General features: G+C 71.2%; 13 protein-coding genes and 1 pseudogene. 8 read left to right on the forward strand and 6 right to left on the reverse strand.

Annotated elements, in window-relative coordinates; translation table 11 throughout:
- Both ABZT14_RS20440 and ABZT14_RS20445 read right to left on the reverse strand, forming a co-directional pair.
- Positions 1–1,309 (reverse strand): annotated as a pseudogene (locus ABZT14_RS20440) (DUF692 family multinuclear iron-containing protein).
- A gap of 206 nt (positions 1,310–1,515) precedes the next feature.
- A complete protein-coding gene (locus tag ABZT14_RS20445; protein WP_356304776.1) occupies positions 1,516–2,589 on the reverse strand; it encodes an alkene reductase in 1,074 nt (357 codons plus the stop codon).
- 122 nt (positions 2,590–2,711) lie between these two features.
- On the opposite strand from ABZT14_RS20445, the gene ABZT14_RS20450 reads away from it, so the two are divergent.
- The 3 genes from ABZT14_RS20450 to ABZT14_RS20460 all read left to right on the forward strand — a co-directional run bounded on the left by ABZT14_RS20450 (position 2,712) and on the right by ABZT14_RS20460 (position 4,415).
- Entirely contained in the window at positions 2,712–3,092 is a 381-nt protein-coding gene (locus ABZT14_RS20450; RefSeq protein WP_356305159.1) for a MerR family transcriptional regulator, read from the forward strand.
- A gap of 60 nt (positions 3,093–3,152) precedes the next feature.
- Positions 3,153–3,326, forward strand: a complete 174-nt coding sequence (locus ABZT14_RS20455; RefSeq protein WP_356305161.1) for a DUF397 domain-containing protein — start codon at positions 3,153–3,155, stop codon at positions 3,324–3,326.
- Positions 3,327–3,572: 246 nt separating this feature from the next.
- Positions 3,573–4,415 (forward strand): hypothetical protein, encoded by an 843-nt coding sequence (locus ABZT14_RS20460; RefSeq protein WP_356304778.1) that lies wholly within the window; start codon positions 3,573–3,575, stop codon positions 4,413–4,415.
- Between the two features lie 118 nt (positions 4,416–4,533).
- On the opposite strand, the gene ABZT14_RS20465 is transcribed toward ABZT14_RS20460, so the two are convergent.
- Positions 4,534–5,211 (reverse strand): transferase, encoded by a 678-nt coding sequence (locus ABZT14_RS20465; RefSeq protein ID WP_356304779.1) that lies wholly within the window; start codon positions 5,209–5,211, stop codon positions 4,534–4,536.
- 134 nt (positions 5,212–5,345) lie between these two features.
- Between ABZT14_RS20465 and ABZT14_RS20470 the strand changes: the two genes are divergently transcribed.
- Positions 5,346–6,221 carry a glycosyltransferase gene (locus ABZT14_RS20470; RefSeq protein WP_356304782.1) on the forward strand — a complete coding sequence of 292 codons (876 nt, stop codon included), beginning with the start codon at positions 5,346–5,348 and terminating at the stop codon, positions 6,219–6,221.
- 1 nt (position 6,222) lies between these two features.
- On the opposite strand, the gene ABZT14_RS20475 is transcribed toward ABZT14_RS20470, so the two are convergent.
- Positions 6,223–7,326, reverse strand: coding sequence for an NAD-dependent epimerase/dehydratase family protein (locus tag ABZT14_RS20475; RefSeq protein WP_356304784.1), 1,104 nt, complete (start codon positions 7,324–7,326; stop codon positions 6,223–6,225).
- A gap of 460 nt (positions 7,327–7,786) precedes the next feature.
- Here ABZT14_RS20475 and ABZT14_RS20480 point away from each other — a divergent pair, with 460 nt between their 5' ends.
- Together ABZT14_RS20480 and ABZT14_RS20485 are read left to right on the forward strand one after the other, a co-directional pair.
- The gene (locus ABZT14_RS20480) at positions 7,787–9,157 is read left to right on the forward strand and encodes a helix-turn-helix transcriptional regulator (RefSeq protein WP_356304786.1); all 1,371 of its coding nucleotides are present in this window, start codon (positions 7,787–7,789) and stop codon (positions 9,155–9,157) included.
- 134 nt (positions 9,158–9,291) lie between these two features.
- On the forward strand, positions 9,292–10,758 hold the full coding sequence (locus ABZT14_RS20485; protein ID WP_356304788.1) for an FG-GAP and VCBS repeat-containing protein: 1,467 nt from the start codon (positions 9,292–9,294) through the stop codon (positions 10,756–10,758).
- Between the two features lie 643 nt (positions 10,759–11,401).
- Here ABZT14_RS20485 and ABZT14_RS20490 read toward each other — a convergent pair.
- Positions 11,402–12,121 carry a peptidyl-tRNA hydrolase gene (locus ABZT14_RS20490; protein ID WP_356304790.1) on the reverse strand — a complete coding sequence of 240 codons (720 nt, stop codon included), beginning with the start codon at positions 12,119–12,121 and terminating at the stop codon, positions 11,402–11,404.
- A 72-nt stretch (positions 12,122–12,193) separates the two neighbouring features.
- On the opposite strand from ABZT14_RS20490, the gene ABZT14_RS20495 reads away from it, so the two are divergent.
- Entirely contained in the window at positions 12,194–13,060 is an 867-nt protein-coding gene (locus ABZT14_RS20495) for an ATP-binding cassette domain-containing protein (RefSeq protein WP_356304792.1), read from the forward strand.
- Complete coding sequence (locus tag ABZT14_RS20500; protein WP_356304794.1) at positions 13,057–13,725, forward strand: ABC transporter; 669 nt, start codon at positions 13,057–13,059, stop codon at positions 13,723–13,725. The genes ABZT14_RS20495 and ABZT14_RS20500 overlap by 4 nt, the downstream gene beginning before the upstream one ends.
- Before the next feature lie 84 nt (positions 13,726–13,809).
- Here the strand turns inward: ABZT14_RS20500 and ABZT14_RS20505 are convergent, their stop codons facing one another.
- A complete protein-coding gene (locus tag ABZT14_RS20505; RefSeq protein ID WP_356304797.1) occupies positions 13,810–15,192 on the reverse strand; it encodes an alkaline phosphatase PhoX in 1,383 nt (460 codons plus the stop codon).
- Positions 15,193–15,225 lie beyond the last annotated feature (33 nt).

Raw genomic sequence — 15,225 nt, forward strand, 5'->3', positions numbered from 1 at the left:
TCAGCCCTCCGAGGTGGTGAGGGCGTCCCGCATCCACCGCAGGGCACGGCGTACCGGACGACGTGGGGGAGTGGGCCGGGCGCGGTCCTTCCACCAGCGGCGCAGTCGCCGCCGGGCGCGGGCGTTCTCCTTCGGCTGGCCGTGCTCCAGCATCCAGGCGGCGAAGCGCATGGCGTCCAGGCGGTACCCGCCGGTCATGGCCCGCCCGTCGGCGTAACGGCGGAAGGCCTTACGGAACCGTTCGGGGCCCAGGATCTCCGGCAACTCCGGGGCCACCGTGGCGACCACCGAGGTCCGCTTGGCGAGCAGCGCCCGGCGCTGCACCTCCCAGCGTTCGCGGTCGAAGCCGCTCGGCACGGGGGCGCCGTCCACCAGGGAGGACAGCAGGGCGTGTTGGGCGGCGGCCAGCCGTCGGCGGGCCGCCTCGACGTCCGCCCCGGACGCCGGGTCCAGGGTGTCCGGCTCAGACACGGGTCACCCCCTCCCGGTGCCGGTCCAGCACGGCCCGGATACCGGCCAACTCCCCGGCCAGCTCGTCGAACTCGGGGAAGTCCTCGTCGCGTTCCAGCATCACCCCGGGCGGTACGGTGCGCGCGCACAGGGCGTCCAGCACCTCCCAGACCGGCTCGCTGACGGCGTGCGCGTGACTGTCGTGCCACACGCCGTCCCGCTCCACGCCACCGGCCACGTGCACGTAGGCCAGCGCCTCCAGGGGCAGGGCGTCCAGGGTGCGCCCGGGGTCCTCGGCCCGGTTGACGCGGTTGGTGTGCAGGTTGGCGACGTCCACCAGCAGGCGGACCCCGGTGCGCTCCACCAGTTCGTGGAGGAACTGCCCCTCGGTCAGCTCCTCGTCGGGCCAGTTGACCAGGGCGGCGATGTTCTCCACGGCCAACGGCACCGGCAGGGAGTCCTGGGCCACCCGTACGTTCTCGCACAGCACCGCCAGGGCATCCCGGGTACGGGGCACCGGCAGCAGGTGTCCCGCCTCGATGGTGTCGGTGCCCAGCAGGGGGCCGCCGGAGCGCACGAACGCGAGGTGTTCGGTGACCAGGGGAGACCCCAAGGCCTCGGCACGCGCGGCCAGTGCGGCCAGCCGGCCGGGGTCGGGGCGGTCGGCGCCTCCCAGGCCGAGGCTCACCCCGTGCGGGATGACCGTGGTGCCCCGTTCCCGCAACGCCATCAGGTCGGTGGGCGGATGGTCGGGGCAGACGTTCTCCGCGACCACTTCCACCCAGTCCAGATCCGGTAGCCGGGCGATGCCCTCCGCGATCTCCGGTCGCCAGCCGATACCGATCCCCAGTGGCCCCACCGTGTCCCCCTTTCACACCCCTGTGCACTTTCTGACCGCGCGGCGGGGGGACGAATCCCCCTTCGCCCCGGTTCAGAGGAGGATTTGAGCTTCCTCGCCAGGGTGAACCGCGCCGGGCGCCGACGTCCACGGTCAGGGCACGGAGCTGGCCTCAGCCTAGGTGAACGGGGGACGGTGCGCCTTCCGGCGCCGTGGGTGGGGGGCGATCAGGCCACGTGCTGGTACGCGGGGTAGGTGAGGTAACCCCGGTCGCCGCCCTGGAAGTAGGTCTCCGTCTCCGCGCCGGCCAGCGGGAGGCCCAGCCTCAGACGTTCGACCAGGTCGGGGTTGGCGAGGTAGGCGCGGCCGAAGCTGACGAGGTCCGCGCCCCGGGCCAGCCAGCGGTCGGCGTCCGCGCGTTCGGTCCACCGTGGCCCCGTGGGGTCGGTCGGGTTCATGACCAGGGTCCCGGGCCAGGCCGCCCGCAGGCTGTCCAGTACCTCGTCCTCGGTGGTGGCCTCCAGGTGGACGTAGGCCAGGCCGAGAGGCGCCAGCCGCTCCAACAGGAGCCCGTACAGCTCGGGCACCCCGGTCTCCCGTACGCCCCAGAGGGTGCCGCCGGGAGAGAGGCGGATGCCCACGCGTGCGGCGCCCACGGCCTCCACGGTGGCGGTCGCGGCCTCGACGGCGAAGCGCGTGCGGTGGGCGGGCGAGCCACCGTAGGCGTCGGTGCGCAGGTTGGCGTTGCTGGAGAGGAACTGGGAGATCAGATACCCGTTGGCGCCGTGCAGCTCCACCCCGTCGAACCCGGCGTCGACGGCCCGGCGGGCGGCCTCCGCGTAGGCCCGCGCGTGTACCGGCACCTCCTCGGTCTCCAGGGCGCGCGGCACCGGTGCCGGCAGCCGTCCCCGGCGGGTGAACACCTCCCCGACGGCCGCCACCGCCGAGGGGCCCACCGGTGTCTGGCCGATGGTGTCGGGGTGCGAGACCCGTCCCCCGTGCATGAGTTGGGCGAAGATCCGCCCGCCGTTGGCATGTACCGCGTCGGTCACCTGTCGCCAGGAGGCGACCTGTTCGTCGTTGTGCAGCCCGGGGGTTCCCGGGTTGGACTGGCCGACCAGGCTGGGCTGCACGCCCTCGGTGACGATCAGTCCGGCGGTGGCCCGCTGCGCGTAGTAGGTCGCCATCGACGGGGTGGCCAGCCCGTCGGGCGTGGCCCGGCTCCTGGTCATCGGCGCCATCACCACGCGGTTGGGCAGCGTCAGTTCGCCGAGCCGGTGGGGGGTGAACAGGGCGGTCATACGGGCTCCTCACGTCCTCGGCCCGGTTGTCCGGGCGCACTGGTTACGCTAGAACCTGACATCGGTGTGAGCTTCAAGTGTGTGTGTCCCAGCTCACATCCGTGGCCGTGAAGGGAGAGCGGATGCGCATCGGGGAACTGGCGTCGGCGGCGGGGGTCAGCGTGCGGTCACTGCGCTACTACGAGGAGCAGGGCCTGCTCACCCCCACCCGCACCTCGGGAGGCCAACGCCGTTACGGCCAGGCCGACCTGGAGCGGGTGACCTTCGTCCAACGGCTGCTCGCCGCCGGCCTCTCCAGCCGTACCATCGCCGAGCTGATGCCCTGCGTGGACGCCCCCAGTCAGGACCACTCCCTCGTCGCCCTGGAGCGGATGGAACAGGAGCGCGACCGCCTCTCCACCCACATCGACGAACTGTTGCGCACCCGCGAGTCCCTGGAGGAGCTGATCTCGGCGGCCCTCTCCCAACAGGGACGCCCGACCACGGCCGCCGCCCGGGGCTGACCCACCGGGCCCGGCCGGGCGGAGCGGAGGGCGGCGAGTACGACTCCTGACGCCTCCGCTCTGGGTGGTCGGCGTGAGAGCAGCTACCGCAACGGTGATCACGGCGGCTGTGTGGAGGTTGCTGATCGTCACTTTGCCGCTGTTCCGGTGCGGGACAGTAAGGAGCCGGCTGGGCCTGCTCTGTGGGTGGGGTCTTCCGCTGGGGCGGCCTTCGTGGAGGACCTGAAGGGGTGAGCCCAGGCCCGTTCCCGGGAGTGCGGGGCTGGCCGGGTGCGGCTGGCCGCGATGGGGAGCACGGCGAGGTGGGCGGACGCGTGCGCGCTGTGGCTGGGGGCAGGGCACGTCGCCAACCGGGTGGGGTGAGGCGCCGTTTGACGGTGCCCCCGTGCTGGTGCGCTTTGAGGCATCCCTGTCGGAGCGTTGTCAGTGGGCGCGCGTAGGTTGAACGCCGTCTCGCACTTTCGGAGGAAGGCGTTCAGGGTGAAGGCGTACGACCTGGGGTTCGGTGAGTCGGCCGACGCGCTGCTGGTACATCCCGACCGGGATGCCGGCATCGACCTGCCCGATGCCCGGGTGGCCGGGTGGTGCGGCGGCAGGGCACCCGGTATCGGCCCGGCGGCCTGGCCTCGCGGTCCGGTCACCGGCCTGCCGATGACCCATGTGATCACCCTCGAACTGCCCCCGGAATACCGCCGCAAGGGCCAGGACCTGGTGGCCGTCTCCTTCTTCCAGGCCGATGACCATGTCGCCGAGGAGGTCCCCGGGGTCGCTGACCTGCTGGCCGGCTCTCCTCTCACCCCCGAGCAGGCCACTGACCCGTTCCTCGCCTCGGTGGCGTCCGCCCACCAGGCAGGCCATCCCCGACAGCGGGACCTTGAGGACCTGATCGGTGGGGCACACGCGCTGATCTGGTTGACCGAGGCGGAGTTCCGTGCCCCGCGCACCGAACCCCCGGCGGACGTCCGCCTCGCCAAGGACGCCGAACCGTACCGCTTCGGCCGCAACGCCTGGGACCACAGCGCCCCCGAAATGACCGTCTGGACCGGCGAACGTGTCAACGATCCGAACACCGGTGTCGCGCCGTCCGAGGACGACGACGCGTATGTCGACGTCTGGCTCTCGGAGGACCCGACCCTGCGGGAGTTCCGTGACGCCGTCCACCTGCGTTCCCACCTCGGCGGGACCATCGCTCCCTGCCAGGGGATACCGGACGGGCTGACCCCCTACGTCCTTGAGCTGGAGGACGAGGTGGGTGGGGCCAACTTCGGCGGCGGCAACGCGCAGATCGACCTGGAGTCGGACGTCTTCGACTGGGCGCAGTAGGGGTCTGGTTGTACCCGAACACATGCTTAGCTCTCCAGCAGCCTGGCTGCGAGAGCAGCAAGTCCCGTGTCGCTGTGCGAAGTTGGCTTCACCAGCTGACGCCGTGGCCCGAGCCTGTTCAGGGGGCAGTGGTGTCGGGAGCCGGCGGGTTCGTGCCCGGTGCGGGCCGTTGGCGGATGTGGGTGTTTGCCGTGTGCGGTGCGGTGAGGACGCTGTGGCTCGGGATGGCCCGGGCGGCGAGAGTCACACCGCTGGCGATGCGACAGCCACGGCCGATCGCGAGACCGGGGCCGAGGCTGATGCTGTTACCGGTCTGGACTCCGTCGCCGATCAGAGCACCGAACTGTGGTGTGCCGCAGCGGTAGAGACCGGCGGCTGTACGCAGAATGATCTCCCGCTCCGGTCTGCCCATGTGAGGGCTCCACATACTGATGGCCGCGACAACCAGGTTGGCGGACAGGTGGGCGTCCGTGCCGACGAGGGTGCGGTTGATCCCGATGCGGTGACCAAGGACGGCTCGCTCGCCCAAGAATGATCGGGTGACCTCACAGTTGAAGCCGACTGACACATCGGAGCACAGTACGGATCCTGCGCGGACCGTGGAGAACTCCCATACCCGCACACGGGGCCCGATGATCACGTCGTCTCCGATGATCGCGGTCGGGTGGATGCGTGCGGTCGGGTGGATGCGGTGCGGAATGCGCGAGAGGGCTTGCCGGTGCCAGCTCTCCCAGTGCGCGAGGAAGTGTGCCAGGTCTGTCTCCTCCAGGTGCTCATATGGAGTGCCGTCCAACATTCCGCTGGGGGACACGGTGACGTAGTCACCGATGTGAAGGGCTGGCATGGGTGGCCTTCCGGTAAGTGGTCGGTCGCTGGTTCCGGGGCGGTTAGCATCGGCCCACCGGAACTGAGGAAACGGAGAGTTCAGCTGTGCGTCACCCACGCGTTGGCGTCGCCATCTTGACCCTGGGTACGCGACCCACGGAGTTGGCCCTCCTCCTTGAGTCGGTCGCCGGTCAGGAAACACCTGCCACGCGGGTCGTGGTCGTCGGCAACGGAACCCCGCTGCCGACGCTGCCCGAGTGGGTGACTGGCGTCGAACTACCCGAGAACCTGGGGGTATCCGGTGGCCGCAACGCGGCCTTGGCTCGGCTCCGGGAGTTCGGGGATGTCGATGTGGTGGTGGATCTGGACGATGATGGCCTGCTGATCAGTCCAGACGTCTTCACTCGGCTCACGAAGCTGTATGCGGCGGACCATCAACTGGGCATCGTCAGTTTCCGCATTGCCGATGAGCGCGGTCGTACCCAGCGGCGCCACGTTCCACGACTGCGCGCGGCGGACCCGATGCGAGGCGGGCAGGTGACCACGTTCCTCGGTGGGGGACACGGGCTGTCGTTGCGGATGCTCGACCAGATCGGGGACTGGCCCGAGGAGTTCTTCTACGCGCACGAGGAAACCGATCTGGCTTGGAGGGCTCTGGATGCGGGCTGGAAAGTGCTCTACGAACCGGAACTCGTGCTCCAGCATCCGTGGACTTCACCGACGAGGCACGCGGTCTTCCACCGCATGGTCGCTCGCAACCGAGTCTGGCTCGCCAAGAGGCACCTTCCCGCCCTTCTCGTTCCCTTCTATCTCGGCAACTGGACCGTGCTTGCCGTAGCCCGTACCCGGTCCACGGCAGGTCTCAGGGCGTGGTTCGGCGGATTTGCCGAGGGGCTGCGCACCCCGTGTGCGCCTCGTCGTCCGATGAAATGGCCCACCGTGTGGAGGATGACCCGACTGGGCCGACCGCCGATCATCTGAATCAAGTCGACGCGGCTTTGGATTCGGTCCGCAGCCATGCCGGAATCGCTTCCGGAGTCCTGGTGAGCCAGTCCGTGTAGCGGGCGATTCCCTCTTCGACCGTGATGGTTGGTCGCCAGCCGAGCACTGTTTCCATGCGATGGGTGGCGGCATAGCCACCGAGCGGATCGTCAGGCGGTAATGGGGTCTCCCTGAATCGCGAGTTGGGGAATCGTTCGGCGACCAACTGGGCCACTGTGCGTACGCGAGTGGGAACACCGGTACCGATGTTGAGTGTCTCGTTGTGGGCTCGTGGAGCGACGAGGGCCCGTACGGTGGCACTGGCGATGTCGTCCACGTGGACTAGGTCTCGGACCTGGTGTCCGCCGCCGTTGAGATTGAGGGGCAGCCCCAGGGCGGCGCGGGTGGCGAACCAGGCGACCACCCATGAGTGGCTGTTCCGTTTGATGACCTGTGGCTCACCGTAGACGGAGAAGTACCGCACCACTGTGTAGGAGGTGCCCACGCCCCCCAGCGTGAGAGCGGTCTGTCTCTCGCCCCACGCTTTGGTGTTGGCGTAGACGGACGTCGGTCGCAGTCGGGCGTTTTCGTGGAGCTGTGAAGGTAGGCGTCCGTAGACCGCTTCGAGTAACCCGCGCAGAGCGCGGCACTCACCATCTTGCTGTGCCCGGTCCTCGGGGGCGCCGTTCCCATAGACGCTCGCTGACGAGACGAAGATCAGCCGCCGGACTCGCTCAGACCTGGCCACCGCGTCGAGAACCACCTGAGTGCCGGTGATGTTCGTGTGGATGGCTGTCATGGGTTTGCGGGTACAGGCGGCCACGTCCGCGAGAGCAGCGGCGTGGATCACGTAGTCACTTCCGGCAACTGCCTCTCTGACCAGATCTGGTTTCTGGATGTCACCGACGATGACGTCGGGGTCGTCCGGGTCAACGCCGAACAGGTCGCGGTAAGTGCGCCGGGGGTAGGCGTCCAACATGCACAGCGATAGGGGCCGCGCACCCACACCGCGTAGGCATCTGGTGATTCGGCTGCCGATGAGTCCGGCTCCGCCGGTGACGAGTACGGTCCGGCCAGAGAGTTCCTTCAACTGTGTGTCGTGCACGTCAGGACGCCTCCATGCATCGGTAAGGGGCGCCGACCCGGTGCGCTTGCTCCCGCCTGGCGAAGGACTTCGCGAACTGGACCGCGTAGGGCCTGAGCTGGCGTGGAATCAGAACCGGCTCTGCTGCCCTGGCCGAGTCGTCAGAGTCGTGAGTTCCCCAGCCAGAGATCCGCTGGGCGGGATCGCCATGCACCGCTTTTTCTTTGACCGACCTCGCGTCGGTGGCTGATGCCCAGCCGCTTCGGATAACCGGTCTCCTGTCCATGTACTCACCTCTCCGGGAAGGGCTTGCGGCTCGCTTTGTGACGTGCCGTCCGTACCGACAGGACATCGCAGTCGCCCAGGAGGGAGGAGGTGTGGCGCTTCGGCGCGCACGGGGTTTGCACCGGGCGTAAACGCCTTACAACTCCTCGTGCTGGAGGGGGATTTGACGGACAATGGAATCGGCAGGAGGTGAACCGTGGATGGCTTCCACCCGATCTGGCACTCGTCGACGATGCGAGATGCCTTGGCCCGCCGAGACACCGGCACCATCGTCCGGTTAGCCCGTCGTGCGGCCGACGTTACGTTGGCCGACCTGGGCAAGCGGGTGGGCTACACCGCTGCTTCCCTGTCCCGGATGGAACGAGGCAAGCAGCCCCTGCGTGACGTGCTGCTGCTCCAGAACCTGGCAGCCTGCCTCGACATTCCTCCGCACGTGCTGGGCCTCGCGCCGTGCCAACGGCAGGGCCCCGAGAAACGACGTGACGCTACTAGGGTGGCCACGCACACCTCTTTCGGCGATGAGGGGGACGATCCGGTGCAGCGCCGAGAACTCCTGGCAGTCCTGGCGGGAGCCACCACCAGCGTGGCCCTTGGAACTCCCGCGGCGGCTCACGAGTCACGGAAACCGGACCTGTCCGGTCTGGAGGACCTACTCCTCCATCGTCACCGCCCTCCTGCCCTCCGCTCAGACCCCACCCGATCCACGGTCGCCGCCGCGGTGAACGCCTCCCGTCAGGAGTTCAGCACCTGTCGCTACGACACCCTCGCTCGTGCTCTCCCGGCTCGGGTCGCGCTCGCCCACGCCTTTGGGCACGAGGGTGAGAGGGAGCAAGGGGCCGCCGCGGTCGCCGAGCTCTACATCATCGCCACCCGTCTGTGCATCAAACTCGGGGAGGACGGCCTGGCCATCGTTACCGCTGACCGGGCGCTCACCGCAGCGTCAGGCGGCGCGGACGCGCTCATCGTCGCGGAAGCCCACCGCATGGTCTCCTCGGCCTGGCGCCGCCAGGGGCACTACGACAGAGCCACGGACATCGCCGTCACCGCTGCCCAGCAACTGAGTGCCGACCGCGCCTCGGATCAGACGGAACGGCTGTCCGCTCAGGGCAACCTGTACGCCACCGCCGCCTACACCGCCGCGAAACAGGGGGACCGACACACCGCGTGCGTTCTCATCGCCGAGGCGGAGGGCACCGCCAGCCGTATGGGGCGTGACGCGTTGCTCCGCGGCACCGTCTTCGGCCCCAGCCAGGTTCTCCTCCACAAGATCTCGATCAGCCACCTCCTGGGCGACGCGGGCCAAGCTGTGGAGCAGGCTCGGCATATCCGTCCTGCCACCCTGCCCACCACCGAGCGCCAGGCCCGCTACTGGATCGATGTCGCCCGGGCCTTCCAGCAGTGGGGAAAACACGACCGTTGTTACCGGGCGTTGCTGGCGGCCGAACAGGCGGCTCCCCAGGAGGTCCGTCGCGGTTCCGTCCGTTCCGTCGCCGTGGGGCTCATGCGGCACGACCGCACTCTTCCGGGAGTACGAGCCTTCGCTCACCGTATTGACGCTTTGGCGTAGGCGAACTCGCGCAGTCCGAAGGGCATCCGGCACCGGACTGGCACCGCCCCCGAGGAGTTGCCGAACGCGCGCAACCAGGGGTGGGCTTCGCCGGTCCCAGAGTCGTAGGCGGTACCCGACGGTGGGAGTGAGTTGTGCCCAAGCGTGCCAGGGGGCCCGTGGTGGCCGGACTGGGTGTGGTGACGGCCGGGGTGGTCCTCGCGGCGGGATGCACCGGCTCCGGTGAGGCCGACGGCCAGGGGCCCGACGCGTCGAAGTCCCCCGGTTTCCGGGCGAACCCCGTCCAGCAGGTCACCTCGAAGGACGGCCGCGTCCGCGAGGACTTCAACGGCGACGGTTACAACGACCTCGCCGTGACCTCCTCCACCCGGGGCGACTCCGGGGCGGCGGTCGTCGTGGTGTACGGCTCCGCGCGGGGGCTGGACCCGCGTACCCGGCAGACCCTCCGGCCGGACCGGTTGCGGGCGCGGCACTCCGTGGAGGGGATCGGCGCCCCGCTCACGGTCGGGGACCTGGACGGTGACGGGGTGACCGACCTGGTGGTGCAGGCGGGCTGGAAGCACGATGCCGGCATCGCCCTGTGGGGAGCCAGGGGGAAGCGGCTCAGCGAGACCAGGGCGTCGACCGTGCACTCCGGCCGGCGCGCGGTGGCCGGTGACTTCGACGGTGACGGACACCGTGACCTGCTGGTCAGCGGCCGGTTCGAGGTCACCTGGCACCGGGGGCCGTTCTCCCGCGACGGTACGCCGACGAAGAAGCGGAGGATCCCGCTGCGGGACTCCGAGGACGGGGTGGGGGACTTCGCCGTCGGTGACATCGACGGCGATGGCACCGACGACGTGGTGGCCCGCCAGGACTTCGAGGAGGTCGACGGGAACGCCACGCTGCTCATGGGCGGCGGGAACGGACCGACCCAGCGGAAGTGGAAGGGGCCCAGGACCGGTTCCCCGGTGATCGGCGACTTCGACGGCGACGGCCACGGTGACCTGGCGTACCGGCCGCTGGAGGACTCCCTGGAGGGGGACCCGCTGGGCGACCCCGGCGCGGTCCGGGTGATCTACGGCGACCGGCGGGGGCTGAGCGGCCGTACCGCCACCGTCACCCAGAACAGCCCCGGAATCCCCGGGAGCGGTCAGAAGGGCGACTGGTTCGGCGGTTCCCTCGCCGTCGGCGACGTGGACGGCGACGGCCGGGACGACCTGGCCGTCGGGGTGCCCGGCAGGACGGTCGCCGGAGTGGACAGGGCGGGCGCGACCGTACTGCTGCGGGGGTCGGCGCGCGGACTCACCAGCGCCGGGGCCCGCACCTTCGCCCTCGGCCGCCCGGGGGCGAAGGGCCAGCCGGAGGCCAGGGCCCTCTTCGGGGGTGCCGTGCGGTTGCTGGACCTCGACGACGACCAACGTGCCGAACTGGTGAACAGCGCCCCCGGAGCTGACGACGGCGCCGGCGCGGTCTGGGTCTTCCCCCACCGGGCCGGACACCCCGACCAGGGGCGGGCTCTGGTCCTCCGACCCGGGCGGAGCGTGCCCCGGCCGAAGGCCTTCGGGCTGGGGCTCCAGGAGGGGAGCGGTTCCCCGGTGCTGGACCTGCGCCAGGACTGACGGCGCTCGTCCGGGCGTCGACGGGCCGCCTGCGGGACGGCCACGTCCAGATGCAGGTGCAGCGTCGATGGCGCGAGGTCCCGACGACGTCGACGACAGCCACGACGACGCTCGGTCGCATAGGGCGCCACCCGTGTCCGGCAGCTGCCCGCCGGGGCCAGCCACAACAGGCGCGTGGGCACCCGCCAAGAGTTCGCGGCCTGCGGGACTCCCGCCGTACCGGTACGGCGGCCCCGGCCGCGTTACCCCGCCACTCGGTCGTCCTGGCTGGCGGGGCCAACGTGGCCCCAACACCCCGGCGAGGTCAGGAGGTTGGGGCCCCGCGTGGTTCCGTCGACGGGGACGCCGTGGGCGCGTGGCCCGGGGGATGAGCGCCGGCGCTCCACCACGGTCACCGCCGGACGCCGCCTTCGAGGGCCCGTCCGATCCGCGCCGTACCGCTCGGGCACGGGGATGGTCCTCCCCGGTCACTGGCCGGGTCGGGTCACGGGGAGTACCGCTCGGGCGCGTGGGGATGGTCCGTGGGCGACGTGGTCTTCCAGCACGCCCGGGATGGTCCCGGTCCGCCACGGACCGTCCGGTGTCCGCCAGCCTGCTCGCCGCCGCGCGGCGGTCACCGCCCCGGGGCGCGGGCCGGTACCGCCTACCGCCGCCCTCCGGCCAGGGCGGGATGCTCCATCAGCGCCGTGCTCGAACCGGGGGCGACCTCGGTGAAGCCGGCGTCCCGCACCAACGGCAGCCCGGAGGTGAGCAGTTGGTCCCACCGGCCGGGTGCGGCCGACCGTACGGCCAGGGGGTAGCCGTCCGCCCGCCACCGCTCGCGGTCCGGGGCGGACAGCTCCCACCAGGCCAGCTGGGCCGCGTGACCGGTCTGCGCCATGGCCTTGCCGGCCGACATCTCCACCTCGGGGTTCAGCCAGCACACCGGTACGCCCTCCGGGGGCGGGCCCACCGGCTCGGGGTCGGACAGCTCGGTACCGGACACCTGGAGCGCCGCCAGCTCGGGCGGCCAACCGTCCAGCGGCACCGGGGGGTACACCCGCACCAGGGCCTCGCGCCCCCGGACCGTCACCCCCTCCAGGGCCTCCGCCCGGGCCCAGGCCGCGCCCCGGGCCCGGCGTACCACCTTGCGGATCCGGGCGTCCTCCCACGCCCGCACCAACGGGGCCCAGGGGCCGCCCGGTTGGGAGCGTTCGTCCCCCAGCAGGGTCAGTACCGCGCGGGCCGAGGTCTCCAGGGCGTCGGTCAACGCCGGGGGGTCGGCCTTCTCCCTCCGCAGGACCAGCGGCAGTACGTACTGAAGCTCCTGGTCACGGACGGAAGGGCGCACCTGGAACGGGTCGTCGGGGGCGGGAGTGCTCACCCGGCACAGTCTGCCAGCCGCCCCCGAGGACCCCCGCCGTCGGCCCCACCAGGTCGACTACCCTTCGTCGCCATGAGTGACGGGACACGGCTGGAGGGCGTGGGGCGCCGCTACGGCCTGCGGGGGCCCTGGGTGCTGCGGGACGTCGACCTGACGGTGCCGCCCGGACGGCTGCTGCGGATCGAGGGCGACAACGGCAGCGGCAAGTCCACCCTGCTGCGGCTGATCGCCGGTATCGACGCCCCCAACGCCGGCCGGGTCCTCGGCCGGCCACGGCGCAGCGCCTACGTACCCGAGCGCTTCCCCGCCTCCCTGCCGTTCACCGCCCTGGAATACCTCACCCACCTCGGGCGGGTGCACGGGCTGGGCCGGGCCGTGGTGGAGCCGACCGCCCGGGAGTGGCTGGAGCGGCTGGGTGCCGGCCAGCACGCCGGCACCCCCCTGACGGAGCTGTCCAAGGGCAGCCGGCAGAAGGTGGCCGTGGCCCAGGCGCTGCTGGCCGCACCGGAGTTGCTGGTGCTGGACGAGGCGTGGACGGGCCTGGACCAGGAGGCCCGGGCGGTGCTGGAGGAGGCGGTGACCGAACGGTTGGCCGCCCGGGCCGCCGTGGTGTTCGTCGACCACGAACCGCGACGGCTCTCCGGCGTCGTCCACACCGCCTACCGGGTGCGCCGGGGCCAGCTCGACCAGTGCCACGGCGACACCACGCGACCCGAGCCGCGCACCACCGTGGAGGCCGCCCCACCGCACGGCGCCCCACCCCCGGAGCGCCTGCCCTGGCCCTCGCGCCCCCTGCCGGGAGGCCGGTACGCCTTCACGGTTGCCTCCGCCCGGTCCGACGAACTGCTGCGGACCCTGCTGACCGCCCGACCGCCCTGGCACGTCCACGCGGTACGTCCACCCGCTCCCGAGCGGCCCGAGGAGGACCTGGGATCGTGAACGCGCTGCTGCGTTACCACTGGGCGCTGTTGCTGCGCTCCTACCGCTGGCTGCCCCCGCTGATCCTCTACGCGGTGTTCCTGGCCATCGGCGTGCAGTACGGACAGCCGGTACTGGACGGACTGGGCTACACCGCCGCCGCCGTGCTCCCGGTGACCGCCTGGTTGGTGAGGGCCGTGGTGACCATGGAACCGGTCGGGGCCCGCCACTGCGTGGCCGCCGCCCGGGGAGGTCAACGGGCCCATCTGGCGGGCCTGTTGGTCGCCGGACAGGCCGGTGTCGTCCTCGGACTGGCCGGGGTGCTGGCCACGGTGGCGGTCAGCGACCCGCACAGCACCGTGGGACAGGTACCGGTACGCCCCCTCACCGCCCTGCCCGCCGGGGTGCTGGCCACCCTGGTCTGCGTACTGCTGGGGTTGGCCGTCGGGGCGCTGTGCAACCGGCCGGTGCTCCGTGGCCCGGGGTGGCCGGTGCCGGCCACCATGCTGGCGGCGCTGCTGGTACTGGTGCCCAGCGGGTCACCGGCCAACGCCGCCGTGACCGGTCTGGTCACCGGCTCCCGGGACGGCACGGTCGACCTTCCCTGGCTGCCCCTGCTGATCGCCCTGGGGGCGGCCGGCGCCGTGACGGCCGGGGTGGCGGCCCTGGTCACCCGGCGGGGGTGAGCCGGGCCTCCGCCCGCCCCGTACCGGAGCCCCCGGTACGCGCCGAGGCGCCACCCCGTGCGGAGCGGCGCCTCGGTACGACCCTCAGTGGTGCCAGGGGCCGGTGATGGCGAAGGTGGTGCCCGGGTCGTAGACGTTGACGTACATGGTGCGCTGGTCGGGGGAGAAGGTGACTCCGGCGAACTCGCCCCAGGCCGGTTCGCCGTCCTCGCCCACGTCCTGCCGGTTGCGGGCCATCGGGTACACGTCGCCGTGCCGGGTCAGCCCGAACACGTGCTGGGCGCCCTCGCCGTCCTCGCAGACCATCAGCCCGCCGCTGGGCGCCAGGCAGATGTTGTCCGGCTCCTCGCCCGGCAGTTCCAGGTCGGTGTCCGGTCCGAAGACCACCACCAGGGTCAGCTTTCCGCTGCGGGGCTCGTAGCGCCAGATCTGGCCGTAGTGGTCGGCGGCCGAGCCCTCCTCGCTCTTGGCGAAGCTGGACACGAAGTACACGCAGCGCCCGCCCCAGTAACAGCCCTCCAGCTTCTGGGCGTGGGTGATGCCGCCCTTGCCGAAGTCCTGGAAGCGGATCGCGGTCTCCCGGGCGAGCGGATCGGGTACCTCCACCCACTCCACCCGGTCGAAGGTGGTGCCCGGTTCCTGCACCACCGACAGGTCCGGTACGCCCGGCACCCGCATCGCCTCCAGGGTGCCGCCGGCCCGCAGCGAGTCGAACCCGCCCTCGGGCTTCTTCGGCAGGAAGCGGTAGAACAGCCCGAAGGGCTTGTCGAAGGCGTCCTCGGTCTCGTACACGATCCCGGTACGCGGATCGATGGCGATCGCCTCGTGCTGGAAGCGGCCCATCGCCTCCAGCGGCTCGGGGATGATCTCCCGCCGGTCGCCGAAGGGCACCTCGAAGATGAAGCCGTGGTCCTTGGTGTAGCCGTTGGTGCCGGCCTTGTCCTCGGTCTCCTCGCAGGTCAGCCAGGTGCCCCAAGGGGTGGGCCCGCCCGCGCAGTTGACCGCCGTACCGGCGATCCCCACCCGCTCCTCCAGCACCTTGTTGTGCCGGTCCAGCCGCAGCAGGGTGCAGCCACCCTTGCCCTCCGGGTCGTAGGTGCGGCCCTCCACCACCGGGACCGGCACCTTGCCGTCGGCCCGGTTCTCGTGGTTGCGGACCAGCCACACCCCGCCGCGGGTACGGTCGCCGTGTGCCGCGAAGGCCGCCATGCCGTCGGCGTTGCTGGGCACCTTGCCCTCGCCCGACAGCAGGTCGTCCCCGGTACGGGAGAGCACCCGGTAACGGAAGCCCTTGGGCAGGTCCAGCAGGCCGTCCGGGTCGGGGACCAGGGGGCCGTACCCGGAGCGGCCACCGGTGGACTGGGCCTGGGCGGTACCGGCGAAGACCTCGGAGATGCTGCCGGCGAAGGCGATCCCGGCCCCCATAGCCCCCGCGCGTTGGAACAGTTGACGTCGTGAAGTGGACATCTGGTTACTCCCTGTTGGCGGACAGGTGCGTGT

This window comes from Streptomyces sp. NPDC005438 (assembly GCF_040606315.1).
GTDB lineage: Bacteria > Actinomycetota > Actinomycetes > Streptomycetales > Streptomycetaceae > Streptomyces.